Below are 25,194 nucleotides of genomic sequence, written 5' to 3' on the forward strand. Positions count from 1 at the left end.
CCATTGGGCGCCTGTTTACGTTCAAGCGGGTGGTTTAGCCCGCAACAGCTTGGGCAATTGCTTCGTTGAACGCCGGCAAGTCATCCGGGGTACGCGAGGTGATCAAGGTCCAGCCATTGGCCTTGCATTCCTTGACCTGGGCATCCACCCAGCCGGCGGCGCCGGCGTTTTCAAGGTCGATCCGCACGCTTTTGTACGAGGTCAGGGTTTTGCCCTTGATCACGCCTGCATCGATCAGCGTCCATGGCCCGTGGCAGATCGCCGCGATGGTTTTGCCGGCCTTGACGAAGTCGTTGATCAAGCGCAGCGCGTTGGTATCCTGACGCAAGGTGTCAGCGTTGACGGTGCCGCCAGGGATAACCAAGGCGTCGTAGTCGCTGCTTGCCACGTCCGACAATTGCACGTCGGATTCCACGGTTTTGTCCTTCTCGGTGTCACCGACGAAGGTCTGGGTGGTGCCGCCTTTGCTGGACGCGTGAGTCACCGTGGCGCCATAACCGCGCAGCGCTTCCAGTGGTTTGACCAGCTCATCGCGTTCGATACCGGTATTGGAGGTGATGATGAGGATTTTCTTGCCGTTGAGTTGCGAACTCATGGTCGAGTGTCTCCTGGGTCAGGTATGGTTTAGTGGTCGTGTTTGGCTTGCAGCTCCTTGGCCATTTTCAGGTGGGCTTCAAGGGTCGGCAGGGTCTTGGCGGCGAAGGCTTTCAGCTCGGCGTTGTCCGAGGAAGCGGCTTCTTTCTGGAACAATTCGACGGTTTTTTCATGAGCGGCGACCTGGTTGTTGGCGTAGGCCTTGTCGAACGACTCGTCGCGCATTTCGAGGATGGCTTTCTTGGCCTTGTCGGTCAGGGCGGCGTCATCGGGTACTTCGATATCCAGCTTTTTCGCCAATGCCGTCAGTTCCTGATTGGCTTTGGTGTGGTCGGTGACCATGTGCTGAGCAAAAGTCTTTACGTCGGCCGAGCTGCTTTTTTCCAGGGCCAGCTTGCCGGCTTCCACCTCGGTGATACCGCCTTGGGCGGCGTCGTCGACAAAGCTGTTGGACGTTGCGGCCATGGCCGTGGAAATCGAGCCTGCAACCAGCACAAAGGTCAGGCCCATTTGTTTCATCAGCAGAGTAGTCATGGTGGATCTCCTTGAAATCAACAGTGGCGTGATGCCGTACCTGACTGTTGAGGGGGAGCCTCGGCAAAAGGTTTAAATTAATTCGCGGTTTTTTCTCCGGTGGTCATGCACGCCAATTTCCTTGAACTATCGAAATTCGACAGGCTCTGCTGCATAAGCGCCCGCTATTTTTTGTGGGCCTTCAACTGCTTGGAGACAAACTGTGACTGCCGATAAAACCCCAACCCCGATCAGTTCCGAAGACGCCCAAAAAGGCACCGACAAAGCCGACAAGGGCCACACGCTGGAACGCCCAAACCCTAAAACCGAAAGTGTCGACAAGGTGCTCACGCCCACGTCGATCAAAGACATCGAACGCCAAACGGACGCCATCAACGAGCAAGCCGCCAAGGCTGAGCGCAAGTTGGGCCACTGAGCATGGCCAGGTCGATTACCGCTGCGCAGTTGGGCATTGAGTTAAGGCCTGAAGACGACGCCAGCCTGTTCAAGTGGTTTATCGCCAGCTTCCTGATGGGCAAGCGCATTCAGGCGCCGATTGCTGCGCAGGCGTACAAGGTGATTGTCGAAGAGCAAGGCCGCGATACCGCGCGCAAGTTGCAGCACTGCACCTCCAGGGAGTTGGTGTCGATGCTTGGGCGCGCCCATTACGTGCGCTATGACGAAACCACGGCGCAGCGTTTGCTCGACCTGAGTGCCAAATTGAATGCCGAATATGGCGGCAAGATCAGCCATATTCGCAGCGCCAGCGAAGACCGTCAGGCCTTTGAAAAACGCTTGGGTGAATTTGCAGGCGTCGGGCCCAAGACCATCGAGATTTTCATGCGCGACGCCGCCAAGGTGCTGTTTTGAAGGCAGCGCTGTATGTGGGCTGCGCGGGGTGGAGTTTGCCGCGTGAACAGTGGCCGGCTTTTGCGGGCGAGGGCACACACCTGCAACGTTACGCGTCGCGTTTCAACGCGGTGGAAATCAACAGTTCGTTTTACCGCCCGCACCTGCCCAAGACCTATGAGCGCTGGGCGCAATCGGTGCCGCCGGCGTTTCGTTTTTCGGTCAAGGTGCCCAAGCGCATCACCCATGAATTGCGCTTGCAGCGCTGCGAAGCCGCGCTGGATGAATTCCTCGAGCAGTGCTTCAGATTGGGTGAAAAACTGGGCTGCCTGCTGATTCAATTGCCACCGTCTTTTGGCTATGACGCGGCGATTGCTGCACCGTTTTTCACGGCGTTACGCCAACGATTTGCGGGTGCCGTGGTTTTGGAACCGCGCCACGCCAGCTGGCTTGAGGCCGAGGCGTTATTGCAGGATTTACACATAGGCCGTGTGGTCGCCGACCCTCCGGTCATCGACGCGGGCACCGGCTGGCAGGGCGTGCAGTATTGGCGACTGCACGGCTCGCCGCGCATCTATCACAGCGCGTATGGGCCGGAGCGCGTGCAGGCATTCTCGCAGCAACTGAGCCAGTCCGTTGCCGCAGGCATTCCCACCTGGTGCATCTTCGACAACACCGCCAGCGGTCATGCCACCGCCGATGCCTTGTACTTACTCAACCTCCACGCGCAGCACTTCCAGCCCTAACTGCTCATAGGCTTCGATACTCGGCACGTGCCACTCGGTGATCAGCGTGTGGATGCGGCTGCACGGGCCCACCACAAAGGGTTCCACCGCGCCGAGCTTGTCGGCCGTGGTCACCGCCACCACGTGCGAGGCACTGTCGAGCAAGGCTTGCTTGACCGCCACTTCGTCGAAATGCAACGAGCTGATGCCCACTTGCGGATGCAACGCGCACACGCCGGTAAACAGCAGGTCGGCCTTGATGCTCTGGATCAGGCGCACGGCTTCGTGGCCGCTGGTGGACAAGGTGGCAGGGTTGAATTGGCCACCCGCCAAAATCACTTTTACATCCGGGTGGTCGGCCAGGGCGATGGCAATCATCGGCGACGGTGTGACCACCGTCAGGCGGATCGCGCGTGGCAAGGATTGCGCAATCTGCAGCGTGGTCGAGCCGGAGTCGAACAACACGATCTGGCCGTCTTCCACGCGATCGGCGGCCAGGCGCGCAAGGTGGCGTTTGACCTCATTGGTCTCGCCCACACGGGTGAAGAAGTCTTTGCCGGTATCTTTGGGCCGGGGCAGGGCGCCGCCGTGCACGCGTTGCAACAGGCCGGCGGCGGCCAGTTCACCGAGGTCGCGGCGGATGGTGTCCTGGGACACGGCAAAATGCTCCACCAATTCGGATGCGGTAACTTTGCCGTCGCGCTCCAGCAGCAACAGGATTTTCTGTTTGCGCAACGAAGGCAGGTCGATGGCTTGATGAGTGTTCTGCATGTTTGTGCGTCTTTTTGCTGGTTTTTGCGAGATTAGGCCTCTGCCGATATAAACGCAATCACTGGTTGCGCGGCTGATCGGCGGTTACTCTCTGGGCTCAGTTCAGGGAGAGGTGACCTAGATGTCGTTGATCACAACCATCGAAGACTTACGCAAGCTGGCGCAAAAACGTGTCCCACGAATGTTCTACGACTACGCCGATTCCGGTTCCTGGACTGAAAGCACCTATCGGGCGAATGAAAGCGATTTTGCCCGCATCAAATTTCGTCAGCGCGTGGCGCGCAACATTGATGAACGTTCGATTCGCGCCAGCATGATCGGCCAGGACATGGCCATGCCGGTCGCGCTGGCGCCCACGGGGCTTGCGGGCATGCAGCATGCCGATGGCGAGATCCTGACCGCCCGCGCCGCCGCGGCTTTTGGCCTGCGCTACACGCTGTCGACCATGAGCATCTGCTCACTTGAGGACATCGCCGCACAGGTCGGCCAGCCATTCTGGTTCCAGTTGTATGTGATGCGCGATCGCGGGTTTGTCGAGCAATTGATCGAGCGCGCCAAAGCGGCGGGTGTGGATGCGCTGGTACTGACCCTCGATCTGCAGATCCTCGGGCAACGCCACAAGGACTTGATCAACGGCTTGTCGGCGCCGCCAAAACTGACCCTGCCGAATATCCTCAACATGGCAACCAAGCCGCGCTGGGTGATGGGCATGCTGGGCACCAAACGCCGTGGTTTCGGCAATATCGTCGGCCACGTCAAAGGCGTGGCGGACATGAGTTCGCTGTCGTCGTGGACCGCCCAGCAGTTCGACCCGCGCCTGAGCTGGGACGACGTGGAATGGATCAAAAAATGCTGGGGCGGCAAGCTGATTATCAAGGGCATTCTCGATGTGGAGGATGCGCGGCTGGCGGCTAATTCCGGCGCCGATGCCTTGGTGGTGAGTAACCACGGTGGCCGCCAGCTGGATGGTGCACCGTCGAGCATCAGCCAGCTGCCGGCAATTGTCGAGGCGGTGGGCAAGCAGATTGAAGTGTGGCTCGACGGCGGCATTCGCTCCGGCCAGGACGTGCTCAAGGCGATGGCACTGGGCGCCAAAGGCACCATGATCGGTCGACCGCACTTGTACGGTTTGGGCGCCATGGGCCAAGCGGGCGTGACCAAGGCCCTTGACATCATTGCCCGTGAGTTGGATGTGTCGATGGCGCTGTGCGGCTATAACGATATACGCGATGTGAATCGCGATATTTTGCTGCCAGGCACCTTTCCCGAAGGGGTTTGCTGAGCAAAAAGATCGTAAAAAAGTAAAAAGAGTTGTCCACGAAAACCGTGGGTATCTCTGTGGATAACTTTGCGAAGGCCCGGCAGGGTTGGCGATTTAACCCTCGGTTAATATTTGATCAACTTGCGGCGCGGGCCAGTATGGGCAGGGTTTACGCTTGACAGCCAAGCGTGAACCCAGTGCCGAAAAGTACTTTCAAGAGTCGCCGTTGCGACCTGTGGAGTGCGTCACCACCTGTGCGGGCATCTGCGCTTGCATGAGTTTTTCCAGCGCTTGCCCATAATTGCGCCCGGCCAGGCTCATGCTGTTGTTATGCGTGGCGCCAGGCACCAGCAGCAACCGCTTGGGCTCCCGGGCGGCGTCGAACAGTTGTTGGCTGAAACGCGGTGGCACGTAGGGGTCGGCCAGGCCGTGCACCACCAGCAGCGGCATGTGCACGCCGGCAATCTTGTCGATGGAGTCGAACTTCTGCGACAGCAACCAGCGCACCGGCAGTGAGGTGTTGGCCACGGCCGCGGCCGCGTCCCCCAGCGAGGTGAACGTGGATTCGATCACCAGGCCGCGCACGGGCACCGGTGTCTGTTGACTCAACTGCGCTGCCAGGTCGATGGCCACCGCACCACCCAGCGAGTGCCCGTAGATCAGACGTTTGCTCGGGTCTGGCTGCAGCACCTGAAAGCGCTCCCAGGCGATGCGCGCGTCTTCATACACACTGGTTTCCGAAGGCAGGTCACCGTGACTCTGGCCGAAACCGCGGTAGTCGATGGCCAGCACCGAAAAGCCCAGTGCGTGCAGTTGTTCAATGCGAAACAGCTGGCCGGTGAGGTTCCAGCGCACGCCGTGCAGGTACAGAATCGCCGGAGCATCCTGCTTGTCGGCCGGGTACCACCAGCCGTGCAGGTTCTGGCCTGATTTGAAACTGGCGGGTTTTATATCGAATTCCTGCACGGCCTTGGGCAAGCCGGTGTACCAGCCGGCGGTACCCGGTTCAATGCGAAACACCAGCTCGCGTTCCTTGTGTTGAAGCACCGCGCAGCCTACCGGCAGGCCGATGATCAGGATGGCCATGCACAGCAGGGGAAACCAGCGCAGGCCCAGGCGAGACAGAAAACGAGATGACATGAAGGTTCCAGGACAAAAGCGAAGCTCGGGTTTTACCAGATGGCTTTAAGGGGCAGGAATTAATTCGACAGCCGTGAATGGGGATTGCTTGCAAAGTGTTACAGCATTGAACGACGCGTGCCTGGGTTGTTTGGGTGATCAGGACACGGGATACATCCTGCGGGCCAGCAATGGCAATTCACGGCGACGCGGTTCACTGAGAACCCCGGGGTGGATTACCCGCGCGATCTGGCACGGATCCAGGCCGCCAGCGCTGAAGAGGTTGCGGCCGCGTGGCCGCGCATCAAGCAGCCGCTGGCTCAGGCCGTGACTGCTTCCTGAACCCGATACGCCGCGCGCCTGTCTGCACAAGCGTTTCGCTTGACGCTGACATTGGCGCCGCGACATGCTCGCGCTCCTTTGAGCAGAGGCCAGGCCATGGACAATAGCCCCGTTCGCATCACCGCCGAAGAAACCCTGTCGGACAATTGGTATCTTCTGAAAAAATACACCTTCGACCTGCGCCGCCAGGATGGCAGTTGGCAAGCCCAGAGCCGTGAGGTGTACGACCGCGGCAACGGCGCAACGATTCTGCTGTACAACCGCGCACAGCGCACCGTGCTGCTGATCCGCCAGTTCCGCATGCCCACGTTCGTCAACGATTACCCCGGCTACTTGATCGAAGCGGCCGCCGGCCTGTTGGACAACGCCACCCCCGAAGAGCGCATTCGCCTCGAAGCCGAAGAAGAGACCGGCTACCGCGTCGGCCCCGTAGAGAAAATCTACGCGGCGTTCATGAGCCCCGGTTCGGTGACCGAGCGCATTCACTTCTTTATCGGCGAGTACCAGGCGGCGGACCGCGTTGGCGATGGTGGCGGGCTGATCGACGAGGGTGAAGACATCGAAGTACTGGAGCTGAGCTTTGAACAGGCGCTGGCGATGGTGCAGAGCGGTGAGATTGTCGATGGCAAAACCATCATGCTGTTGCAGCACCTGGAATTGCGCATGTTGAAAGAAGGGTGGTGATGCGTGATGCGCGCGTGGGCGTTGCTATGGGTACTGGCGGCTGGCAGTAGCAGCGCCGCTGACGCGTTCTACACCTGGGCTGACCCTGTGCCGCCAATGCCCGGCAAACTGCTGCGCAGTGAAGCATTGACGCCGCAGCAGAGTCTGGCGTCGGCCGGGCTGAACCTGCGGATTCTGTATTCCTCCACCGATGGGCTCGACAACCTCACGCCTGTCGCGGTTTCCGGTGCGCTGTTCGTGCCCAAGGGCGCAGCACCAGCGGGTGGCTGGCCGCTGATGGCGTGGGCTCACGGCACGGTCGGCAGTTTTGACCTTCAATAACAGCTTCAAGCGTTCGCCCAAGGCGGCGTTGGATCGGCTGGGGCGTGAATCGGCTTATCCCACGTTGAAAACCGATATTCCGGTCTTTCTCGGCACCGGCGGTAAAGACCGAGATGTGTTTGTACCGGGGCAAAAAGCCTTGGTCCGGGACGCCTGCCAGGCAGGGGATCGGGTGGAATGGCATTTGTATCCAGAGCTCGATCACTCCGGGACGGTGAATGGGTCTTTGGGTGATTCGACAGGGTTTGTTCGGCGGGCGTTTGCGGGCGAGGCTATCAAGGGCAATTGTGGCTGATGAGGTGCGGGTATGGCCGTTGTCCGCTCGCGCAAACAACAAATCCCGCCATGTGGCGGGATTTGTCGGGGTAAAGCGCGCTACACAATCAGCGTGATCAGGCCGGGAACAGCTCGCTCAGCTTCATTGCCAGCATCATGTCGCCTTCGGTGCGCAGTTTGCCGCTCATGAAGGCCTGCATGCCGTCGGTGTCGCCGCTGACGATGCCTTCCATGGTTTCGCCGTCGGTGACCAGCGTGACCTGGGCGTCAGGGTTTTCGCCTTCGAGCAGTTCGCAGGTGTTGTTCTTGACCACCAGCGAGAAGTTCTGGGTGTCGTCGATACGGAAACCGAACACCAGGTCCAGGCCGTCGGCAGCGGCTGGGTTGAATTTGGCTTTCATTGCTTCTACAGCTTTGGCTACGTCAGTCATGGTTTCGATCCTTAAGGGTAGAGTCCAGTGACCTTGGGGTCACAGTTGGCCGCAGTTCATCGGAAAGTGATGAGCTGCGGCGCCTTCAACAGTTGCAAGTGGGTATGACTGTTGAAGGAAGCCAGCGCCACCTCGCGTCCACGGAATTTCAGCTGGTTGAGCGAGGTGTTAACAATTTGCCAATTGAGTTCGAACGCCTGGGCGGCAGGCATTCGGGTAATCAAGTGAAGCAGGGCGGTGATCGTGCCGCCGGAGGTGAACACGGCGATCTTGTCCGTGTTCCGGGCGGTTTCGAGAATCCGTTGCAGGCCGCCTTGTACGCGTTCGACAAACCCCAGCCAGCTTTCCAGCCCCGGTGGGTCATAAGTGCCAGTCAGCCAACGCTCGATGATCAACGCGAAGATGCGCTGGAATTCGCTGCGGTTGTGCGCCGCATTGCGCAGGATCTCCAGGGCTTCGGGTTCGGTGGTCAGCAGGTCGGGGAGCAGGGCGCGGATGATCGCCTCGGCGTCGAATTCGTTGAAGGCGCTGTCGATGTCCAGCGAAGGTACGGGCAGGCCACGGGCTGCATATTGATCGAACACGGACGTGGCGGTGTGCTGCTGGCGGCGCAGGTCGCCCGATATACAGCGCTCGAACGTGAGGCCCAGGTCTGCCAGGTGGCGACCGAGCACTTGCGCTTGTTCCACGCCGACGGGCGACAGGACGTCATAGTCGTCTGCACCGAAAGAGGCCTGGCCATGTCGAATCAGATAAATGCTGCCCACGTCCGTTTTCCCGGTACGTTGAAAGTCTGGCGAGGTTATGAGGATGCCGGAGAGCTGTCAATGAAAAAACATACGCTTGTTTTAAAAGCCCGTTAGAGCCCGCTTGCTGGCGGTTTGATCACTGGCTCGAACGCGGTGCCGTCGGTATGCTGGGCCCATCCGCGCCTGGCGCAGTGCATTTTTAAGGAGACATATGGATTTTCTGGCCGAATACGCGAGCTTTCTGGCGAAGACCGTCACCCTGGTGGTCGCTATTGTGGTGGTACTGATCAGTTTCGCGGCGCTGCGCAGCAAAGGCCGTCGCAAGTCCGCCGGCCAATTGCAGGTCAGCAAGCTCAATGATTTCTACAAGGGCCTGCGTGAGCGCCTGGAGTCGAGCCTGCTCGACAAGGACCAGCTCAAGGCCCTGCGCAAAGCCGAAAGCAAAACCGAAAAGAAGAAAGGCAAGAAGAAACCCGAGGCCAAGCCCCGGGTGTTTGTGCTGGATTTCGACGGCGACATCAAGGCCTCGGCCACCGAGAGCCTGCGCCATGAAATCACCGCACTGCTGAGCCTGGCCACGCCGAAAGACGAAGTGGTGCTGCGCCTGGAAAGCGGCGGCGGCATGGTGCACAGCTACGGCCTGGCCTCATCCCAACTGGCGCGTATTCGCCAGGCGGGCGTGCCATTGACCGTGTGCATCGACAAGGTCGCGGCCAGCGGCGGTTACATGATGGCGTGCATCGGCGAGAAGATCATCAGCGCACCGTTCGCCATCCTCGGTTCGATCGGCGTGGTAGCGCAGTTGCCCAACGTCAACCGCCTGCTGAAAAAACATGACATCGATTTCGAAGTGCTGACGGCCGGTGAATACAAGCGCACCCTTACCGTGTTTGGCGAAAACACCGAGAAGGGCCGCGAGAAATTCCAGGAAGACCTGGACATCACCCATCAGTTGTTCAAGAACTTCGTGTCGCGCTATCGCCCTCAGCTGGCAATCGATGATGTCGCGACCGGGGAAGTGTGGCTGGGTGTTGCAGCCCTCGACAAGCAACTGGTCGACGAACTGCAAACCAGCGACGAATACCTGGCCACCAAGGCCAAGACCGCCGAGGTGTTCCACCTGCACTATGCCGAGCGCAAAAGCCTGCAAGAGCGGGTCGGCCTGGCGGCCAGCGGTTCGGTGGACCGAGTGCTGCTGACCTGGTGGAGCCGCTTGACCCAGCAGCGGTTCTGGTAATTCCAGACTGCAGGTCAGGCCCTTGTGGGAGCGGGCTTGCTCGCGAAAGGGCCATCCGGGGCGCTACACCCAGCGCGGTTGAACCGAATCAGCCAACCGCGTCAGGATCAGGCAGTCCGACACCGCGCCTGCGTCGAGCACGCACAACGAGTGCTCACCCAGCCGACTCGCGGGGCCGATTTTCGCGACTAAGTCCTTGGTCGAATCACGCCTTTGCGCGGCAGCGGTTTTCATGGCTTGCAGCGCATCGTTGAAGGATGCGCCGCCGGCATGCGCACGCTCGGCGGCGTGCAGCGAACAGGCCAGCGGTTCGATGAGGATGGCTTCGTCGGGGGCGATGGATTCCGGGACTTTGTGGATTGCGCATACGATTTTGGCGCTGGATGATGCGACGCGTAAACGCTGAGCGAGGTGTGGGCGCGGGATTACTGTGGCGAGCGGGCTTGCCCCGCGTTGGGGTGCGAAGCAGCCCCAGTTGAGGCGATTCGGAGTATCAGGAGAATTTGGTCAGCAGGTTTTGGGGCTGCTGCGCAGCCCAACGCGGGGCAAGCCCGCTCGCCACAGGTGGCCCTGCACCATAGATAGCTCTGCTTTGCATATAGCTCTTCTTCACAGGTAGCTCTGCTTTACAGGTGGCCTTGCTCCACGGGTAGATTTGGCCCATAGGTGGCTCTGTCCACCGTTAGTCCTGCTCCACTGGTAGCGCTGCTCTAGAGTGGCCTATTTCGAAGTGTGTGTTGGGGTTACAGATTTTGTAATAGTTTTGCGTTGTAGGAAATTTAGGTTTCGATTGTACGATTCAAGTCCTTTTTCCACTGCAGGACTTGCATGAACACCCTCTCGGAGCCTCCCAGTCGTCTTTCCCCAAGACATCCGCTGCTGCTGTTCCCGCTGAAGCACCCCGTATTCCGATTGCTACCCTTGCCCCGGTCCACTGACCGCGCCTTGCCGTGTCCGGCATTCAGAAATCTATAACGAGACTCTATAAATGGAATGGTTAGCGGATCCAACGGCCTGGCTCGGCCTGTTGACCTTGATTGTGCTGGAACTGGTGCTGGGCATCGACAACCTGGTGTTTATCGCGATCCTGGCGGACAAGCTGCCGCCGGAGCAGCGCGACCGGGCGCGGTTGATCGGTTTGTCACTGGCGCTGCTGATGCGCCTGGGCTTGCTGGCGAGTATTTCCTGGATGGTGACCCTTACTCAGCCGCTGTTCGAGGTTTTCGGCAAGGGGTTTTCCGGCCGTGACCTGATCATGCTGTTTGGCGGTGTGTTCCTGTTGTTCAAGGCCACCATGGAATTGCACGAGCGCCTCGAAGGTCATGTGGCCCAGCGTGCGGGCAATGCCACCTATGCGATGTTCTGGCCGATCGTCGCGCAGATTGTGGTGCTTGACGCGGTGTTCTCCCTCGACGCGGTGGTGACTGCCGTGGGCATGGTCGACGAGCTGGCGGTGATGATGATCGCAGTGATCGTGTCCATCGGCCTGATGATTGTCGCGAGCAAGCCGCTGACGCGCTTCGTCAATGCGCACCCGACGGTGATCATGCTGTGCCTGAGTTTCCTGATGATGATCGGCCTGGTGCTGACTGCCGAAGGCCTGGGCTTCCATGTGCCCAAGGGTTATTTGTACGCGGCGATGGGCTTCTCGATTGTGGTGGAGCTGTTCAACCAGCTTGCCCGCGCCCGTCGCAAAAAGTCGGTACAGGGCACATTGCCGGTGCGCCAGCGCACTGCGCATGCGGTGATGCGTTTACTGGGGGGCCGCAGTCTGGCGGTGGAGGGCATGGATGACGACGTTGCCGACTTGATGGGCGAGCCGGATGCGACCCAGGGCCCGCTGTTTGATCGACGCGAGCGCGTGATGATCAGTGGCGTGTTGCAGTTGGCCGAGCGCCCGATCCGCAGCTTGATGACGCCGCGGGCCAAGGTCGACTGTATCGATCTAGCGGACGATGCCGACACTATCCGCCGTAAATTGATGCATTCGTCCTACTCCCGGCTGCCGTTGATCCGCAACGGTGCTGTCGATGAGCCATTGGGCTTTGTGCACAAGAAGGAGTTGCTCAAGGAATACCTGGCCGGCCACGAGCCGAACCTGGAGCACCTGGCACGCCGCGCGGTCAACCTGCTGGAGAGCTTTTCGATCCTCAACGCCCTGGAGCAGATGCGCCAGGCATCCACCCATATCGCGTTTGTGATCAACGAATTCGGCGATTTCATGGGCGTGTTGAGCATGACCGACATTCTTGAATCCATCGCCGGTGAATTGCCGGATGCCAGCGAAATCGAAGGGCCGGATATCGTCGAGGAGGGCGCAGGCTTTCGCGCCAATGGTGCCTTGACCCTTAACCAGGTTCGCCAGCGCACCGGCTTCAAGGCCGTGGCCACCGACGATTACCAGACGCTCGCAGGTTTGGTGATGAGCCTGCTGGACCGCTTGCCGCGAGTGGGCGACAGCCTGGAGCACGAAGGCTGGCACCTGACAGTGGCGGCGGTGGAGGAGCGGCGGGTGACGCAGGTGCTGCTGGTGCCTAGGGCGCGTAGTCTTTGAACACCTGATCCAGAAGTGCTTCCTGTTCTTCCGGCGCGCCAATGCCCTTGAGGTTTTCGACCTCAAGGGCATTTTTGTAGACCACCAGGGTAGGCGTGCCGTCTACGCCGTCGATTCTCGGCGTCCGGGCGGTGTCCAGGATCATGCTCTTCACTCGGCCGGCGTATTTTTCGGCGATGCTATTAAAGCGTGGGTGAACTCCCAGGCACGCCTGGCAAGACTGGGAAGTAAACAGCACGATCACCAGCGGGTGCTGATTCAGAACCTGCTGGTAATCGCTGAGGGTATCAATCACCGCATTGGCAGCACCCATGATGATCTCCTTGTGCACCTGGCCGATGGGGCCTGCCGGATACGCTAGATCGCGAGATCACCACCGTCTACTGTCAACCTTCACAGGTAGACAGGCTCATGCATCGTCGGCACGTTCCGTTCGTTCACGTGCCTTGCGCGCCTGGCTCGCGCATTTCTTGTATTCCTCATTGTCCCTGGACGCCTTCGCCCGACGATAGCCATGGTGGTTCTGGCTGGTGTAATCGGTGCTGAAGGCTTCCTTGAGCTTCTGCAGTTCTTCTTTGCATTCACGGCGATCATTACTGGCCGAAGCCGTACCGGCCACCAGACAGCCCAGCAACACCACCAAAAGGCTTACCTTCATCACGCCACGCTCCCGCACACAGACATCCCACCAGCCTAGCCCAGCACAAAAAAACAACCAGAGCCTCGCCAAGAAACCCTGGTGAGTTGCGGCAAACCGGCTAGCTGTAGTGAGCGGTCTTCTCATAGTGAGCGAGCTTCCTGTGGCGAGCGGGCTTCTTGTGGCGAGCGGGCTTGCCCCGCGTTGGAGTGCGAAGCGCTCCCAATCCAGCCGCCGCGCTGTACCTGAAAACCCGCGTCGCCAGGTTTTGGGGCCGCTTCGCAGCCCAACGCGGGGCAAGCCCGCTCGCCACAAGAAGCCCGCTCGCTCAGCACCGCCACGGTGCACGGTAACGCTACCGTGGTGCACGGCATCCAAACTGTCACCGCCACGTGTGGCCTTGCGTAGCAACACATCCACGGCTGCTGGCACAGCGCCTTACCGCAGCTCAATATTTATCCAATTGATTTAAAACAACTTTGTCCCCTTCATGTTTTTCTGCGGCCGCGTGTGGCACACTTTCTGCTGTCTATTCCGTTGTTACATACTAAGTTCCGGTATAGCGGAATACACAACTCCTGGAGTGCTTGTCATGCATCACCGACCTTCCGTGTTTAAAGCGTGTGTTTTTCTCTTCGCCGCATCGGCTTCCCTCGCAAGCGTAGTGCACGCGGCGGACAGCAAGCTCGATGATGTGCTCAAGCGTGGGCATCTCATCGTGGGTACAGGCAGTACCAATGCGCCGTGGCACTTCCAGGGAGCGGATGGCAAGTTGCAGGGTTTTGATATCGACATCGGCCGCATTGTGGCCAAAGGCTTGTTCAACGACCCGAGCAAGGTCGAGTTTGTGGTGCAGTCTTCCGACGCACGTATTCCCAACCTGCTGACCGATAAGGTCGACATGAGTTGCCAGTTCATTACCGTCACCGCCAGCCGTGCGCAGCAGGTGGCCTTTACCTTGCCGTACTACCGCGAAGGCGTGGGCCTGCTGTTGCCGAACAACAGCAAGTACAAGGAAATCGAAGACCTGCAAGCCGCCGGCGACGGCGTCACCGTGGCCGTGCTGCAAAACGTCTACGCCGAAGAGCTGGTGCACCAGGCGCTGCCCAAGGCCAAGGTTGATCAGTACGACAGCGTCGACCTGATGTACCAGGCCGTGAACTCCGGCCGTGCCGACGCCGCCGCCACCGACCAGTCGTCGGTCAAGTACCTGATGGTGCAGAACCCAGGCCGCTACCGCAGCCCGACCTACGCCTGGAGCCCGCAAACCTACGCGTGCGCGGTCAAGCGTGGCGACCAGGACTGGCTGAACTTCGTCAACACCGCGCTGCATGAAGCCATGACCGGCGTCGAGTTCCCGACCTACAAAGCCTCGTTCAAGCAATGGTTCGGTGTGGATTTGCCAGAGCCTGCGATCGGTTTCCCGGTTGAGTTCAAGTAAATCGTAAACCCTGGGGCGTCGCTGACGGCGCCCCAATCAGGTACTGCCGACCATGAACTATCAGTTGAACTTTGCCGCCGTGTGGCGTGATTTCCCCAGCTTGCTGGCGGGGCTCGGCCTGGGCCTTGAGCTGGCACTGCTGTCGATCGCGATTGGCTGCGTGATCGGCTTGATGATGGCATTCGCCATGCTGTCCAGGCACCGCGCGTTGCGCATCATCGCCTCGGTGTACGTGACGGTGATCCGCAATACGCCGATTCTGGTGCTGATCCTGTTGATCTACTTTGCACTGCCGTCACTGGGGATTCGTCTCGACAAAATTCCGTCCTTCATCATTACGCTGTCGTTGTACGCCGGTGCCTACCTCACCGAAGTGTTCCGCGCCGGGTTGCTGAATATTCCCAAGGGTTTGCGCGAAGCCGGCTTGGCCATCGGCCTGGGTGAGTGGCGTATCCGCGCCTACATCACCGTGCCGGTGATGCTGCGCAACGTCTTGCCGGCGTTGTCGAACAACTTCATTTCGCTGTTCAAGGACACCTCGCTGGCGGCGGCGATTGCCGTGCCCGAGCTGACCTATTACGCCCGCAAGATCAACGTCGAAAGCTACCGGGTGATTGAAACCTGGATGGTCACGACTGCGCTCTACGTGGCTGCCTGTTACCTCATCGCCATGCTGCTCCGTTACCTGGAACAGCGTCTGGCGATCCGTCGTTAAGGAGGGTTTCCATGTACGAGTCCCCCAGCTGGCTGCATGAGTTGTGGATCGCCCGGGATACCCTGTGGGCGGGCTTTCAGGCCAGCGTGTATGTGTCTGCGCTGGCCATTATCTTTGGCACGCTGATCGGCATCGTCGCCGGGTTGATCCTGACCTACGGCAAATTCTGGATGCGCGCGCCGTTTCGTCTGTATGTCGACCTGATCCGTGGCACGCCGGTGTTTGTGCTGGTCTTGGCATGTTTCTACATGTTGCCGGCGCTCGGTTGGCAGATCAGCGCGTTCCAGGCCGGCGCCGTCGGGCTGACGCTGTTCTGCGGCTCTCACGTGTCGGAGATCGTGCGCGGCGCGCTGCAAGCCATTCCCCGTGGGCAACTGGAAGCGGGTAAGGCGATTGGCCTGACGTTCTACCAGTCGCTGGGTTACGTGCTGTTGCCTCAGGCGTTGCGCCAGATCCTGCCGACCTGGGTCAACTCCTCCACGGAAATCGTCAAGGCCTCGACCTTGCTCTCGGTGATCGGCGTGGCCGAGCTGCTGCTGAGCACCCAGCAAGTGATCGCGCGCACCTTCATGACCCTGGAGTTCTACCTGTTCGCCGGGTTTCTGTTCTTTGTCATCAACTACGCCATCGAGTTATTCGGGCGCTACATTGAAAAGCGGGTGGCCTTGCCATGAACCAACCTCAAACCAACCAACCGCTTTTGAACATTCGCGGCCTGCGTAAACAGTACGGCCAGGTCGAAGTGCTCAAGGGCGTCGACCTGTCCATGCAGCGCGGCAACGTGGTGACGTTGATCGGCTCCAGCGGCTCGGGCAAAACCACGCTGCTGCGCTGCGTCAACCTGCTGGAAGAATTCCAGGGCGGGCAGATCACCCTGGACGGCGAGTCCATCGGCTACAGCGAAATCGCCGGCAAGCGTGTGCGCCACCCTGAGCGGGTGATTGCCCAGCACCGCGCGATGACCGGCATGGCGTTCCAGCAGTTCAACCTGTTTCCGCACCTCACCGCGTTGCAAAACGTCACCCTCGGCCTGCTCAAGGTCAAGAAGATGGGCAAGGACGAAGCCGTGGCCCTGGCCGAAAAATGGCTGGACCGCGTCGGCCTGCTGGAGCGGCGCAATCACTTCCCGGGCCAGTTGTCCGGCGGCCAGCAACAGCGCGTGGCGATTGCCCGGGCGATTGCGATGAACCCCAGCTTGATGCTGTTCGACGAGGTCACCTCGGCCCTTGACCCGGAGTTGGTGGGCGAGGTGCTCAGCGTGATCAAGGGCTTGGCAGAGGAGGGCATGACCATGTTGCTGGTCACCCACGAAATGCGCTTTGCCTACGAAGTGTCGGACAAGATCGTATTCATGAACCAGGGCCGCATTGAAGAGCAGGGCAGTGCGAAGGACATCTTCGAACGCCCGCAATCGCCGCGCCTGGCGGAATTTTTGAAGAACATTCGTTTTTAATCAGGAGCAACTTTATGAGCATTACTCGTTACGGCACCGGCAGCACCGCCGGCGGTGGCCAACCGCGTCCTTTCGCACGTGCAGTGGAAGCGGACGGCTGGCTCTACGTCTCGGGCCAGGTGCCGGCGGTGGACGGTGAAATCATCAACGGCGGCATCGTCGAGCAAACCCGCCAGACCATGCGCAACGTGGTGGCGATTCTCGAAGAGGCCGGCTACGAGTTGAAAGACGTGGTGCGCGTTGGCGTATGGCTGGAAGATCCGCGCGACTTCTGGAGTTTCAACAAGGTGTTCGGTGAATACTTCACCCCCGAACACGCCCCGGCGCGCGCCTGTGTGCAGGCCAACATGATGGTCGACTGCAAGGTTGAGATTGATTGCGTGGCCTACAAGAAAAAAGGCTAAATGCCCCTCTCTTGACATCCACTGAAGATCAAATGTGGGAGAGGGCAAGCCCCCTCCCACAAGGGATCTCTGCCAGACCCTAGAATTTCGACCGGACCGAACTGCCATGACCGAAGACACCATCAAACGCCGCGCCAAAGGACTGGACCGTGCATTCGATATCCTCGATTTTCTCAAGGAGATCGGCCAGCCCCTGCGCCCGAATGATATTGCCAGCGGCATCGGCAGCCCCAAATCCACCGTCTACGAATTGGTCGCCTCGTTGCTGGAGCGGCGCATCCTGGAAACCGTGGGCAAGGACGGCCACGTCTACCTTGGTCGCCAACTGTACTTCCTCGGTCAGGCGCACCTGCGCCACTTCGACCTGACCCGCGAGGCCGATCACGCCTTGCAGGAGATCGTCAGCCAAACCCACGAAACCGCGCAGATGTGCCTGCTCAACGGGCGTAAATACACGGTGGCGCTGATGCGCGAAGGCGAGCGGCATTTCCGCATCTCGTCGGACATCGGCGAAAACGCACCGATCCCCTGGACTGCTTCCGGGCGCCTGTTGCTGGGGCACTTGAGCGACCAGCAGATTATCGACCTGATCGACTGCGACGATTTCATCCTGCCGGACGGCCAGCGCCTTCCGCTGGAGACGTTCCTGGCGCAGATCCGTCAGGCCACGCTCGATGGGTTCTTCTCCTTTGACAGCGTGGCCGACACCTTCACCCATTGCTTCGCCGCCCCGGTGCGGGACGCGCAGGGCATCAGCATTGCGACCTTGTGCATCGTTGCCCCACGGGCCGATGCGATCAAAAACTACAACGACTATCGCCGGGTGTTGATCGACAGCGCCAACAACCTGGCCCGACGCATCAACGAATAGGAGTGTTTATGACTGCCCTCAACGCCGTTGAAAAAGGCGCCGCCGCCGTTGGCGCCCACCTGGTCCGCGACGTCAGCCTGCCGGCCCTGGTGCTGCACCGCGACGCCCTGGAACACAACATTCGCTGGATGCAGGACTTCGTCAGCAACAGCGGCGCAGAACTCGCGCCCCACGGCAAAACCAGCATGATGCCGGCGTTGTTTCAGCGCCAGATCGAGGCGGGCGCCTGGGGCATCACCCTGGCCAATGCGGTGCAGACCCGCGCTGCCTATGCCGGGGGCGTGCGTCGCGTGTTGATGGCCAACCAATTGGTCGGCGCGCCGAACATGGCGTTGATTGCTGATCTGCTGGCCGACAAAGACTTCGACTTCCATTGCATGGTCGATCACCCGGACAACGTCGCCGACCTGGGGCTGTTTTTCGCCGCGCGTGGCCTGCGTTTGAACGTGATGATCGAGTATGGCGTGGTCGGCGGCCGTTGCGGCTGCCGCAGCGAGCAGGAAGTGCGCGAACTGGCCAAGGCGATCAAGGCCCAACCGGCGCTGGCCCTCACTGGCATTGAAGGCTACGAAGGCGTGATCCATGGCGAGCACGCCATCAGCGGCATCCGCGATTTCGCCGCCAGCCTTGTGCGCTTGGCGGTCGACCTGCAAAACAACGGCTCTTTCGACCTGCCCAAACCGATCATTACCGCCTCGGGTTCGGCCTGGTACGACCTGATCGCCGAGTCCTTCGAAACCCAAAACGCCGCGGGGCGTTTCTTAAGCGTGTTGCGCCCGGGCAGTTACGTGGCCCACGACCACGGTATCTACAAGCAAGCGCAATGCTGCGTGCTCGACCGTCGCAGCGACCTCAATGAAGGCCTGCGCCCGGCGCTGGAAGTCTGGGCGCACGTGCAATCGATGCCCGAGCCAGGCTTTGCGGTGATCGCCCTGGGCAAGCGCGATGTGGCCTACGACGCCGGTTTGCCGGTGCCGCTCAAGCGCTACCGGGCTGGAATTGTGCCGGCCGAAGGCGATGACGTCACCGCCTGCATCGTGACGGCGGTGATGGACCAGCATGCGTTCATGACCGTGGCGCCGGGGGTAGAGTTGCGCATCGGCGACATCATTTCGTTTGGCACCTCGCACCCTTGCCTGACCTTCGACAAGTGGCAAGTGGGCTGCCTGGTGGATGAGCAGTTGCAGGTGATCGAGTCGCTGCACACCTGCTTCTAGACCGCGTCGCGCCTATCGCGGGCAAGCGCGCTCCCACATTTGATTGCATTTCAACTGAAGGAATGCGGTCGAATGTGGGAGCGGGCTTGCCCGCGAAGAGGCCCTCCAGAACAGCGAGAGACCAAGGCATGAACCCACAACCGCGCATCGCCCTGATCGGCGAATGCATGATCGAACTCCAACACCGCGCCGATGGCAGCCTTCAACAAAGCTTCGGCGGCGACACCCTGAATGCAGCGGTGTACCTGCGCCGCGAGCTGGGCGACATCGGCACGGTTGACTACGTCACCGCCCTGGGCGATGACAGCTTCAGCGACGCCATGTGCACGCAGTGGGCCGAAGAAGGCCTGGGCCTGGGCATGGTGCAACGCCTGCCCGGGCGGTTGCCGGGGTTGTACTGCATTCAGACGGACGCCAACGGCGAACGCAAATTCCTCTACTGGCGCAACGAAGCCGCCGTGCGTGACTGCTTCACCACACCGGCCGCCGAGCCGATCCTGGCGGCTTTGCCGGGTTATGACGTGGTGTATTTCAGCGGTATTACCCTGGCAGTACTGGGAGAAATCGGGCGTACGCGGTTACTGCAAACCTTGATCGAAACGCGCAAGCGCGGTGGCAAGGTAGTCTTCGACAACAACTACAGGCCGCGTTTGTGGGCCAGCGTCGAGGCGGCGCGCGCGGCGTATCACGCCGTGTTGGCCGAGGTGGATATTGCCTTGCTGACCGAGGACGACGAGCGTGCGTTGTTTGGGTACGCCGACAGCGAGCAGGTGTTTGCGGCGTACCCGACGATTGCAGAGGTGGTGCTCAAGCGCGGCGCGGATGACTGTTTGATCCGTTGTGCGGGCGAGCGCGTTGCCGTGCCGGCGTTGAAGGTCGAGAAGGTGGTGGACACGACGGCGGCGGGGGATTCGTTCAGTGCAGCGTATCTGGCCAGCCGGTTGAAAGGTCAGTCGCCAGAGGAGGCGGCCTTGGCTGGGCATCGGTTGGCCAGCCGGGTGATTCAGGTGCCAGGGGCTTTGATTGCGCGGTGAATGGCCGCCTGCGATAGCGGTCCTGAGCCAACCCCTTAGTCGCGGTAAAACACCTGCACCAGGTGATAGCCAAACTTGCTCTTGATCGGCCCATGAACCACCTTCACCGGCTTCTTGAAAATCACCGCGTCAATCGCCCCGACCATCTGCCCTGGCCGCACTTCACCCAAATCACCGCCGCGCTTGCCGGACGGGCAGGTCGAGTATTTCTTGGCCAGCACATCAAACGCTTCGCCCTTGGCGATGCGCTGCTTGAGCTGTTCGGCTTCTTCACTGGTCTTCACCAGGATGTGACGGGCTTGGGCTTTCATGTTGTTACCTGGCAACGGTCAAACGTAAGGGCGCGTGATTATGCCTGAACTCATTCATCGACGCTGATCATGCTGCGGATTTTGGTTGCCAGCAGCTCAACCGAGAACGGCTTGGCCACCATGTCCATGCCGTCCTCCAGGAAGCCCTGGCGCTCGGCGGCTTTTTCGGCGTAACCGGTCATGAACAACACGCGCAGGCCGGGCCGGTGCTGGCGGGCGATTTCTGCCAGTTGGCGGCCGTTCATGCCCGGCAGGCCGACGTCGGTCACCAGCAGGTCCACGCGCAAATCCGACTCCAGCAGCGGCAGCGCCGTGCGTGAATCCGCCGCCTGGTGGGCGGTGTAGCCCAGTTCAGCCAGCACATTGACCACCAGCATGCGCACCGCGGGGTCATCCTCGACGACGACCACCGCTTCACCGGCCAGTGCCAGCGGCGCTTCACTCAGGTGCTGCGGCAGGTTGCTTTCCAGCGCAGTGCCATACAGGCGCGGCAGGTACAGGCGCACGCAGGTGCCCTGGCCGGGTTCGCTTTGAATGGTCACGTGGCCCCCCGATTGCTGGGCGAACCCGTAGATCATCGACAGCCCCAGGCCGGTGCCCTGGCCGATAGGCTTGGTGGTGAAGAACGGGTCGAAGGCCTTGGCCAGAATTTTCGGCGCCATGCCGCTGCCGTTGTCACTTACGCCGAGCATCACGTAGTCGCCGGCCTTGACCGGTTCGAGGGTGGTGATGTCGGTGCCGTCCAGGTAGCTGTTGGCGGTTTCAATCACCAGTTCGCCGCCGTCGGGCATAGCGTCGCGCGCGTTGATTACCAGGTTAAGCAGGGCGTTTTCCAACTGGCTGGCATCGGTATTCACCGGCCAGATGTCCTTGCCCAGCTGCACCTTGAGTGAGATATGCGCGCCTTTGGTGCGGCGGAACAAGTCTTCCAGCGACGCCACCAGCGTGTTCGGGTCCAGCGGGCGGCGGTCGAGCGACTGGCGCCGGGAGAACGCCAGCAGCCGGTGGGTGAGGGCGGCCGCACGGTGAGCGGAGGAGACCGCCGCGTCGGTAAACCGGCCGATCTCATCGCTGCGCCCGGCGGCGATATAGCGCTGCATCAGGTCCAGGCTGCCGATAATCCCGGTGAGCATGTTGTTGAAGTCATGGGCGATGCCGCCGGTCAGTTGACCTACCGCTTCCATCTTCTGCGCATGGCGCAGCGCATCCTCGGCGCGCTCGCGTTCGAACATCTCGTTTTGCAGGCGCTGGTTGGCCTCGGCCAGCGCCTGGGTGCGCTGGGCCACGCGTTCTTCAAGGTTCTCGTTGAGGTGGCGCAGGGCTTCTTCGGTGAGTTTGCGTTCGGTCTCGTCGATCACGAAGATGTAAAAGCCATTCACCGAGCCGTCATTGCTAAAGCGCGGCAAGTACTTCATCAGTGCATGGCGCGGCCGGCCGTCGTGGTGGGGCGTCACAGTCATGAAGCTGCACGCCTTGCCCTTGAGCGCGGCCTCGATCTTGTCTTCGCGCCCGGCATACACCTCATCGCCGAGCACTTCGCGGATGCTCTTGCCGTACAACTCCTGGGGCGTCATGCCGTACCAGTCGAGGTAGGCGCTATTGTTCAGGCGAAAACGCTGTTCGTGGTCGACGTAACCGATCAGCACCGGCATGGCGTTGATGATCAACTGCAGCTCGGTCTGGCTTTGACGCAGGGCCTGCTCGGTGTGTTTGCGTTCGGTCAGGTCCAGTGCTGCGCCTAAAAAGCGTGCCGGGCGGCCTTGATGATCCTTGTAACAGCGCCCGCGCGCGAACACCCAGCGCACCTGGCCGTCGGCTTGCAGCAGGCGGTATTCCTCGGCGTACTCGGTGCCGAAGGTGATGCAATGCTTGATGCTGCGCGCCACCGTGCCGCGGTCTTCGGGGTGTACGCCTTGCAGGTAGTCGCTGATGGGCAGCAGGCCGGCGTCACTCGGGTCGACGCCGTGCAGGTAGGCGAAATGGGCATCGGCGATAAAGCGGTCTTCGCCGATGTCCCAGTCCCAGGTGCCGACCGCATCGGTTGCCGCCAGCGCCAGTTGCAGGCGTTGCTCGGTGCTGTGCTGGGCCTTGAGGCTGTCTTCGGAGCGCTGCTGCAGCTCGAGGGCTTTGCTGCGCCGTTCGTTGGTTTCGATGGCGGTGACCAGGATACCGGCGACGGTCCCGCTTTCATCGCGGACCGGGCTGTAGGTCAGGTCGAGCCAGATCTCGGTATCGCGGTGGTTGCGTTGCAGTACAAAGCGTTGCTCGCTGAACGTGCGCACCTGGCCGCTCAGCACGGCGTCGTAGACTGGCGCGGTGAAGCCGGCCAACTCCGGCCAGGTCTCATGCGCCGGCTGGCCCAACGCGCCGGGGTGCTTGTTGCCCGCAAGCCGCGCAAAGCCGTCGTTGTAAAGCTGCGTGAGCAGAGGGCCCCACAACAGCAGCATTGGCATCGGTGAGTGGACCACGATGTCGACCGCAGTGCGTAGACTTTGCGGCCAGTCGTTGGCCTCACCGAGGGGGCTTTGCGCCCAGTCCAGCCGCGCAATCAATGCAGCGGCTTCGCTACCGGTGGATGTTCCATTCATGAAAAAGCCCTACACCTGACACTTTGAAGTACAACAAAAGCCGATTATCCCGCGAGACGGGAGCGGCTGACTACCCCTCGAAAAATAGCATGCATTGGGGCTTTGTCTTCAATTGAGTGCTTTTGCGCTGAAACCTTTCATCATTCGGCCAGCTCAGGGCGCTGGCGAAACTGCTCCAGCGCTTGCGGATTCGCCAGGGCGTCGGTGTTCTTCACCGGCTCACCGTGCACCACATTGCGCACCGCCAACTCGACAATCTTGCCGCTGATGGTGCGCGGAATATCGGTGACGGCGAGGATCTTCGCCGGCACGTGACGCGGTGTGGTGTTGGCGCGAATCACCTGGCGAATCTGCTGCTCCAGGGCCTCATCCAGCTCGATACCGTCAGTCAGGCGCACAAACAGCACCACGCGCACGTCATCCTGCCAGCGTTGGCCGATGGCCAGGCTTTCCAGCACCTGCGGGACTTTTTCCACCTGCCGATAAATTTCCGCCGTGCCAATGCGCACGCCACCGGGGTTGAGCACCGCGTCGGAGCGACCGTGAATCAGCCAGCTGCCAGTCGGGCATTGCTCGGCGTAGTCGCCCTGGGCCCACACGCCGGGAAACTGGCTGAAGTACGAGGTGCGCAGTTTGTGCTGCTGCGGGTCATTCCACAGGCCAATCGGCATGGCCGGAAAGTGCCGGGTGCACACCAGTTCGCCTTTTTCGCCGATCACCGCTTTGCCCTGCTCGTTCCACACTTCGATGGCCATCGCCAGGCTCTTGCACTGCATCTGCCCGCGACGCACCGGCAGCACCGGGTTGCCGATCACAAAGCAGGAGACGATATCGGTGCCGCCGGACATCGACGACAGGCACAGCTCGGCCTTGATCTGGCGGTACACGTAGTCGTAGCTCTGCGGCGACAGCGGCGAGCCCGTCGAGATCAGGCCTTTGAGGCTGCCCAGATCGTGGCTCAGGCGCGGCTGCAGCCCGGCTTTTTCCAGGGTGGCGAGGAATTTGGGGCTGGTGCCAAACACGCTGATTTTTTCGGCGTCGATCAGGTCGATCAAGCGTTCCGGTCCGGGGTGAAATGGCGAGCCGTCGTACAGCACCGCCGTGGCGCCGAGGGCCAGCACCGACACCAGCCAGTTCCACATCATCCAGCCGCAGGTGGTGTAGTAGAACAGGCAATCCTCGCGCGACAGGTCGGCGTGCAGGCCGTGTTCCTTGAGGTGGGTGAGCAGCACACCGCCGGTGCCGTGGATGATGCATTTGGGCACGCCGGTGGTGCCGCTGGAATAGAGGATGTACAGCGGGTGAGCGAACGGCACCGCGACAAATTCAGGCTCGCCGCCGGGTGTGTAGAAGTCGTCCCACAGCGCGACTCTGGCCTGGGTCTGATAGTCCGCGACGCGCGCTTGAGGCCGCGCGTAAGGCACGATAATCAACTGTTCGAGGGACGGCAGGCGCGCGAGGATCTCATTCAGTTTGGCCGTTTGGTCGATGCCCTTGCCGGCGTAGCGATAACCCGCGCAGGTGATCAGCACCTTGGGTTCGATCTGGCCAAAACGGTCGATCACGCCCTGGGTGCCGAAGTCCGGCGATGAGCAAGACCAGATCGCGCCGAGGCTGGTGGTGGCGAGCATGCCCACCAGGGTTTGCCAGGTGTTGGGCATGCACGCGGCCACGCGGTCGCCCACGCCGACACCGGCTGCGCGCAGGCTGTGTTGCAGGCCGGCAACGTGCTCGGCCAATTCGGCGTAGGTCAGCTGTTCGCGTTGGCCGTCCTCGCTGATCGCGACCACCGCCGGGTGATCGTCGCGACGGCGCAGCAGGTGTTGGGCAAAGTTCAGGGTGGCGCCGGGAAACCACTGGGCGCTGGGCATCTGAGTGCCTTCGATCAGCGCCGCGGTGGGCGGGCTGCGAAACTGCACGTCGAAGAACGCGACGATGGCCTGCCAGAAGTCGGCACGCTGGTCGATGCTCCACTGGTGCAGGGCGGGGTAGTCGGCCAGCTGCAGGCTGTGGCGCTGGTTGATGAAGCGCCGGAACTGGTCCATCCGCGTGTTGCGGATGCGTTCGGGGGAGGGTTGCCAGAGGATTTCGGACATG

27 protein-coding genes and 2 pseudogenes are annotated in these 25,194 nt (G+C 60.9%); 17 read left to right on the plus strand and 12 right to left on the minus strand.

The features are described 5' to 3' along the window. Nucleotides 1-34 precede the first annotated feature (34 nt). Both ACP7B3_RS22900 and ACP7B3_RS22905 read right to left on the minus strand, forming a co-directional pair. Nucleotides 35-595, minus strand: a complete 561-nt coding sequence (locus tag ACP7B3_RS22900) for a type 1 glutamine amidotransferase domain-containing protein (RefSeq protein ID WP_426180976.1) — start codon at nucleotides 593-595, stop codon at nucleotides 35-37. 29 nt (nucleotides 596-624) lie between these two features. After that, a complete protein-coding gene (locus tag ACP7B3_RS22905) occupies nucleotides 625-1,128 on the minus strand; it encodes a DUF4142 domain-containing protein (RefSeq protein ID WP_106580144.1) in 504 nt (167 codons plus the stop codon). A 202-nt stretch (nucleotides 1,129-1,330) separates the two neighbouring features. Here ACP7B3_RS22905 and ACP7B3_RS22910 point away from each other — a divergent pair, with 202 nt between their 5' ends. The 3 genes from ACP7B3_RS22910 to ACP7B3_RS22920 are packed head-to-tail and all read left to right on the plus strand — an operon-like array spanning nucleotide 1,331 to nucleotide 2,702. Next, a complete protein-coding gene (locus ACP7B3_RS22910) occupies nucleotides 1,331-1,543 on the plus strand; it encodes a hypothetical protein (protein WP_119735379.1) in 213 nt (70 codons plus the stop codon). A gap of 2 nt (nucleotides 1,544-1,545) precedes the next feature. Further along, complete coding sequence (locus ACP7B3_RS22915; protein WP_145165764.1) at nucleotides 1,546-1,977, plus strand: DNA methylase; 432 nt, start codon at nucleotides 1,546-1,548, stop codon at nucleotides 1,975-1,977. Next, entirely contained in the window at nucleotides 1,974-2,702 is a 729-nt protein-coding gene (locus ACP7B3_RS22920) for a DUF72 domain-containing protein (protein ID WP_426180979.1), read from the plus strand. The genes ACP7B3_RS22915 and ACP7B3_RS22920 overlap by 4 nt, the downstream gene beginning before the upstream one ends. Here the strand turns inward: ACP7B3_RS22920 and ACP7B3_RS22925 are convergent. Beyond that, nucleotides 2,667-3,452: a DeoR/GlpR family DNA-binding transcription regulator gene (locus ACP7B3_RS22925; RefSeq protein WP_426180981.1), complete on the minus strand. Its 786-nt coding sequence runs from the start codon at nucleotides 3,450-3,452 to the stop codon at nucleotides 2,667-2,669. The two genes, ACP7B3_RS22920 and ACP7B3_RS22925, sit on opposite strands and share 36 nt — an antisense overlap. A gap of 121 nt (nucleotides 3,453-3,573) precedes the next feature. Between ACP7B3_RS22925 and ACP7B3_RS22930 the strand changes: the two genes are divergently transcribed. Continuing rightward, nucleotides 3,574-4,734 carry an alpha-hydroxy acid oxidase gene (locus ACP7B3_RS22930; protein WP_426180983.1) on the plus strand — a complete coding sequence of 387 codons (1,161 nt, stop codon included), beginning with the start codon at nucleotides 3,574-3,576 and terminating at the stop codon, nucleotides 4,732-4,734. A gap of 192 nt (nucleotides 4,735-4,926) precedes the next feature. Here ACP7B3_RS22930 and ACP7B3_RS22935 read toward each other — a convergent pair whose 3' ends face one another. Then, entirely contained in the window at nucleotides 4,927-5,853 is a 927-nt protein-coding gene (locus ACP7B3_RS22935) for an alpha/beta hydrolase (RefSeq protein ID WP_404487804.1), read from the minus strand. 139 nt (nucleotides 5,854-5,992) lie between these two features. On the opposite strand from ACP7B3_RS22935, the pseudogene ACP7B3_RS22940 reads away from it, so the two are divergent. From ACP7B3_RS22940 to ACP7B3_RS22950, 3 genes and pseudogenes are all read left to right on the plus strand, one after another. Beyond that, nucleotides 5,993-6,174, plus strand: a pseudogene (locus ACP7B3_RS22940) (short-chain dehydrogenase); the annotation flags it as partial. 96 nt (nucleotides 6,175-6,270) lie between these two features. Then, the gene (locus ACP7B3_RS22945; RefSeq protein ID WP_426180985.1) at nucleotides 6,271-6,858 is read left to right on the plus strand and encodes an NUDIX domain-containing protein; all 588 of its coding nucleotides are present in this window, start codon (nucleotides 6,271-6,273) and stop codon (nucleotides 6,856-6,858) included. Nucleotides 6,859-6,864: 6 nt separating this feature from the next. Beyond that, nucleotides 6,865-7,474: pseudogene (locus tag ACP7B3_RS22950) on the plus strand (hypothetical protein). A 97-nt stretch (nucleotides 7,475-7,571) separates the two neighbouring features. Here ACP7B3_RS22950 and ACP7B3_RS22955 read toward each other — a convergent pair. Both ACP7B3_RS22955 and ACP7B3_RS22960 read right to left on the minus strand, forming a co-directional pair. Continuing rightward, the gene (locus ACP7B3_RS22955; RefSeq protein WP_016969749.1) at nucleotides 7,572-7,886 is read right to left on the minus strand and encodes an SCP2 sterol-binding domain-containing protein; all 315 of its coding nucleotides are present in this window, start codon (nucleotides 7,884-7,886) and stop codon (nucleotides 7,572-7,574) included. Nucleotides 7,887-7,942: 56 nt separating this feature from the next. Continuing rightward, the gene (locus ACP7B3_RS22960) at nucleotides 7,943-8,653 is read right to left on the minus strand and encodes a histidine phosphatase family protein (RefSeq protein ID WP_426180987.1); all 711 of its coding nucleotides are present in this window, start codon (nucleotides 8,651-8,653) and stop codon (nucleotides 7,943-7,945) included. A gap of 193 nt (nucleotides 8,654-8,846) precedes the next feature. On the opposite strand from ACP7B3_RS22960, the gene sohB reads away from it, so the two are divergent. Then, nucleotides 8,847-9,872 (plus strand): protease SohB, encoded by a 1,026-nt coding sequence (sohB, locus tag ACP7B3_RS22965; protein ID WP_145165759.1) that lies wholly within the window; start codon nucleotides 8,847-8,849, stop codon nucleotides 9,870-9,872. Nucleotides 9,873-9,935: 63 nt separating this feature from the next. Here the strand turns inward: sohB and ACP7B3_RS22970 are convergent, their stop codons facing one another. Next, on the minus strand, nucleotides 9,936-10,211 hold the full coding sequence (locus ACP7B3_RS22970; protein ID WP_426181135.1) for a DAK2 domain-containing protein: 276 nt from the start codon (nucleotides 10,209-10,211) through the stop codon (nucleotides 9,936-9,938). 649 nt (nucleotides 10,212-10,860) lie between these two features. Between ACP7B3_RS22970 and ACP7B3_RS22975 the strand changes: the two genes are divergently transcribed. Continuing rightward, a complete protein-coding gene (locus ACP7B3_RS22975) occupies nucleotides 10,861-12,426 on the plus strand; it encodes a TerC family protein (RefSeq protein ID WP_242197678.1) in 1,566 nt (521 codons plus the stop codon). Here the strand turns inward: ACP7B3_RS22975 and ACP7B3_RS22980 are convergent. Both ACP7B3_RS22980 and ACP7B3_RS22985 read right to left on the minus strand, forming a co-directional pair. Then, nucleotides 12,407-12,739, minus strand: a complete 333-nt coding sequence (locus tag ACP7B3_RS22980; RefSeq protein WP_145165757.1) for a thioredoxin family protein — start codon at nucleotides 12,737-12,739, stop codon at nucleotides 12,407-12,409. The genes ACP7B3_RS22975 and ACP7B3_RS22980 overlap by 20 nt on opposite strands. Nucleotides 12,740-12,835: 96 nt before the next feature. After that, the gene (locus ACP7B3_RS22985) at nucleotides 12,836-13,084 is read right to left on the minus strand and encodes a hypothetical protein (RefSeq protein ID WP_145165756.1); all 249 of its coding nucleotides are present in this window, start codon (nucleotides 13,082-13,084) and stop codon (nucleotides 12,836-12,838) included. 571 nt (nucleotides 13,085-13,655) lie between these two features. On the opposite strand from ACP7B3_RS22985, the gene ACP7B3_RS22990 reads away from it, so the two are divergent. From ACP7B3_RS22990 to ACP7B3_RS23025, 8 genes are all read left to right on the plus strand, one after another. Further along, on the plus strand, nucleotides 13,656-14,504 hold the full coding sequence (locus ACP7B3_RS22990) for a transporter substrate-binding domain-containing protein (protein WP_065929539.1): 849 nt from the start codon (nucleotides 13,656-13,658) through the stop codon (nucleotides 14,502-14,504). 52 nt (nucleotides 14,505-14,556) lie between these two features. Beyond that, a complete protein-coding gene (locus ACP7B3_RS22995) occupies nucleotides 14,557-15,219 on the plus strand; it encodes an amino acid ABC transporter permease (RefSeq protein ID WP_106580127.1) in 663 nt (220 codons plus the stop codon). Nucleotides 15,220-15,230: 11 nt separating this feature from the next. Beyond that, nucleotides 15,231-15,893, plus strand: coding sequence for an amino acid ABC transporter permease (locus tag ACP7B3_RS23000; RefSeq protein WP_122541442.1), 663 nt, complete (start codon nucleotides 15,231-15,233; stop codon nucleotides 15,891-15,893). Next, nucleotides 15,890-16,672, plus strand: coding sequence for an amino acid ABC transporter ATP-binding protein (locus ACP7B3_RS23005; RefSeq protein WP_119735365.1), 783 nt, complete (start codon nucleotides 15,890-15,892; stop codon nucleotides 16,670-16,672). The genes ACP7B3_RS23000 and ACP7B3_RS23005 overlap by 4 nt, the downstream gene beginning before the upstream one ends. Nucleotides 16,673-16,686: 14 nt before the next feature. Continuing rightward, entirely contained in the window at nucleotides 16,687-17,076 is a 390-nt protein-coding gene (locus tag ACP7B3_RS23010; protein ID WP_078742925.1) for a RidA family protein, read from the plus strand. Between the two features lie 106 nt (nucleotides 17,077-17,182). After that, the gene (locus tag ACP7B3_RS23015; protein ID WP_145165755.1) at nucleotides 17,183-17,947 is read left to right on the plus strand and encodes an IclR family transcriptional regulator; all 765 of its coding nucleotides are present in this window, start codon (nucleotides 17,183-17,185) and stop codon (nucleotides 17,945-17,947) included. An 8-nt stretch (nucleotides 17,948-17,955) separates the two neighbouring features. After that, complete coding sequence (locus ACP7B3_RS23020; protein ID WP_145165754.1) at nucleotides 17,956-19,164, plus strand: amino acid deaminase; 1,209 nt, start codon at nucleotides 17,956-17,958, stop codon at nucleotides 19,162-19,164. A gap of 128 nt (nucleotides 19,165-19,292) precedes the next feature. Continuing rightward, a complete protein-coding gene (locus ACP7B3_RS23025) occupies nucleotides 19,293-20,198 on the plus strand; it encodes a sugar kinase (protein ID WP_426180992.1) in 906 nt (301 codons plus the stop codon). Between the two features lie 35 nt (nucleotides 20,199-20,233). Here ACP7B3_RS23025 and ACP7B3_RS23030 read toward each other — a convergent pair whose 3' ends face one another. From ACP7B3_RS23030 to ACP7B3_RS23040, 3 genes are all read right to left on the minus strand, one after another. After that, nucleotides 20,234-20,509, minus strand: coding sequence for a peptidylprolyl isomerase (locus ACP7B3_RS23030; protein ID WP_003174397.1), 276 nt, complete (start codon nucleotides 20,507-20,509; stop codon nucleotides 20,234-20,236). 50 nt (nucleotides 20,510-20,559) lie between these two features. Beyond that, a complete protein-coding gene (locus ACP7B3_RS23035) occupies nucleotides 20,560-23,097 on the minus strand; it encodes a PAS domain-containing sensor histidine kinase (RefSeq protein ID WP_145165752.1) in 2,538 nt (845 codons plus the stop codon). Nucleotides 23,098-23,237: 140 nt separating this feature from the next. Further along, nucleotides 23,238-25,193, minus strand: a complete 1,956-nt coding sequence (locus ACP7B3_RS23040) for an acetoacetate--CoA ligase (protein WP_426180994.1) — start codon at nucleotides 25,191-25,193, stop codon at nucleotides 23,238-23,240. Between the last annotated feature and the right edge of the window lies 1 nt (nucleotide 25,194).

Origin of the sequence: Pseudomonas sp. TWRC1-2, from assembly GCF_049896685.1 — a bacterium.
GTDB lineage: Bacteria > Pseudomonadota > Gammaproteobacteria > Pseudomonadales > Pseudomonadaceae > Aquipseudomonas.

Bases quoted from the DNA above. Each gene is read 5' to 3' on its own strand.
- ACP7B3_RS22905 (WP_106580144.1), bottom strand. From the start codon at position 1,128: ATGACTACTCTGCTGATGAAACAAATGGGCCTGACCTTTGTGCTGGTT.
- ACP7B3_RS22945 (WP_426180985.1), top strand. From the start codon at position 6,271: ATGGACAATAGCCCCGTTCGCATCACCGCCGAAGAAACCCTGTCGGAC.
- ACP7B3_RS22990 (WP_065929539.1), top strand. From the start codon at position 13,656: ATGCATCACCGACCTTCCGTGTTTAAAGCGTGTGTTTTTCTCTTCGCC.
- ACP7B3_RS23010 (WP_078742925.1), top strand. From the start codon at position 16,687: ATGAGCATTACTCGTTACGGCACCGGCAGCACCGCCGGCGGTGGCCAA.
- ACP7B3_RS22915 (WP_145165764.1), top strand. From the start codon at position 1,546: ATGGCCAGGTCGATTACCGCTGCGCAGTTGGGCATTGAGTTAAGGCCT.
- ACP7B3_RS22955 (WP_016969749.1), bottom strand. From the start codon at position 7,886: ATGACTGACGTAGCCAAAGCTGTAGAAGCAATGAAAGCCAAATTCAAC.
- ACP7B3_RS23005 (WP_119735365.1), top strand. From the start codon at position 15,890: ATGAACCAACCTCAAACCAACCAACCGCTTTTGAACATTCGCGGCCTG.
- ACP7B3_RS22900 (WP_426180976.1), bottom strand. From the start codon at position 595: ATGAGTTCGCAACTCAACGGCAAGAAAATCCTCATCATCACCTCCAAT.
- ACP7B3_RS23030 (WP_003174397.1), bottom strand. From the start codon at position 20,509: ATGAAAGCCCAAGCCCGTCACATCCTGGTGAAGACCAGTGAAGAAGCC.
- sohB (WP_145165759.1), top strand. From the start codon at position 8,847: ATGGATTTTCTGGCCGAATACGCGAGCTTTCTGGCGAAGACCGTCACC.
- ACP7B3_RS23015 (WP_145165755.1), top strand. From the start codon at position 17,183: ATGACCGAAGACACCATCAAACGCCGCGCCAAAGGACTGGACCGTGCA.
- ACP7B3_RS22925 (WP_426180981.1), bottom strand. From the start codon at position 3,452: ATGCAGAACACTCATCAAGCCATCGACCTGCCTTCGTTGCGCAAACAG.
- ACP7B3_RS22930 (WP_426180983.1), top strand. From the start codon at position 3,574: ATGTCGTTGATCACAACCATCGAAGACTTACGCAAGCTGGCGCAAAAA.
- ACP7B3_RS23000 (WP_122541442.1), top strand. From the start codon at position 15,231: ATGTACGAGTCCCCCAGCTGGCTGCATGAGTTGTGGATCGCCCGGGAT.
- ACP7B3_RS22980 (WP_145165757.1), bottom strand. From the start codon at position 12,739: ATGGGTGCTGCCAATGCGGTGATTGATACCCTCAGCGATTACCAGCAG.
- ACP7B3_RS22995 (WP_106580127.1), top strand. From the start codon at position 14,557: ATGAACTATCAGTTGAACTTTGCCGCCGTGTGGCGTGATTTCCCCAGC.
- ACP7B3_RS23040 (WP_426180994.1), bottom strand. From the start codon at position 25,193: ATGTCCGAAATCCTCTGGCAACCCTCCCCCGAACGCATCCGCAACACG.
- ACP7B3_RS22935 (WP_404487804.1), bottom strand. From the start codon at position 5,853: ATGTCATCTCGTTTTCTGTCTCGCCTGGGCCTGCGCTGGTTTCCCCTG.
- ACP7B3_RS22985 (WP_145165756.1), bottom strand. From the start codon at position 13,084: ATGAAGGTAAGCCTTTTGGTGGTGTTGCTGGGCTGTCTGGTGGCCGGT.
- ACP7B3_RS23020 (WP_145165754.1), top strand. From the start codon at position 17,956: ATGACTGCCCTCAACGCCGTTGAAAAAGGCGCCGCCGCCGTTGGCGCC.
- ACP7B3_RS22975 (WP_242197678.1), top strand. From the start codon at position 10,861: ATGGAATGGTTAGCGGATCCAACGGCCTGGCTCGGCCTGTTGACCTTG.
- ACP7B3_RS23035 (WP_145165752.1), bottom strand. From the start codon at position 23,097: ATGAATGGAACATCCACCGGTAGCGAAGCCGCTGCATTGATTGCGCGG.
- ACP7B3_RS23025 (WP_426180992.1), top strand. From the start codon at position 19,293: ATGAACCCACAACCGCGCATCGCCCTGATCGGCGAATGCATGATCGAA.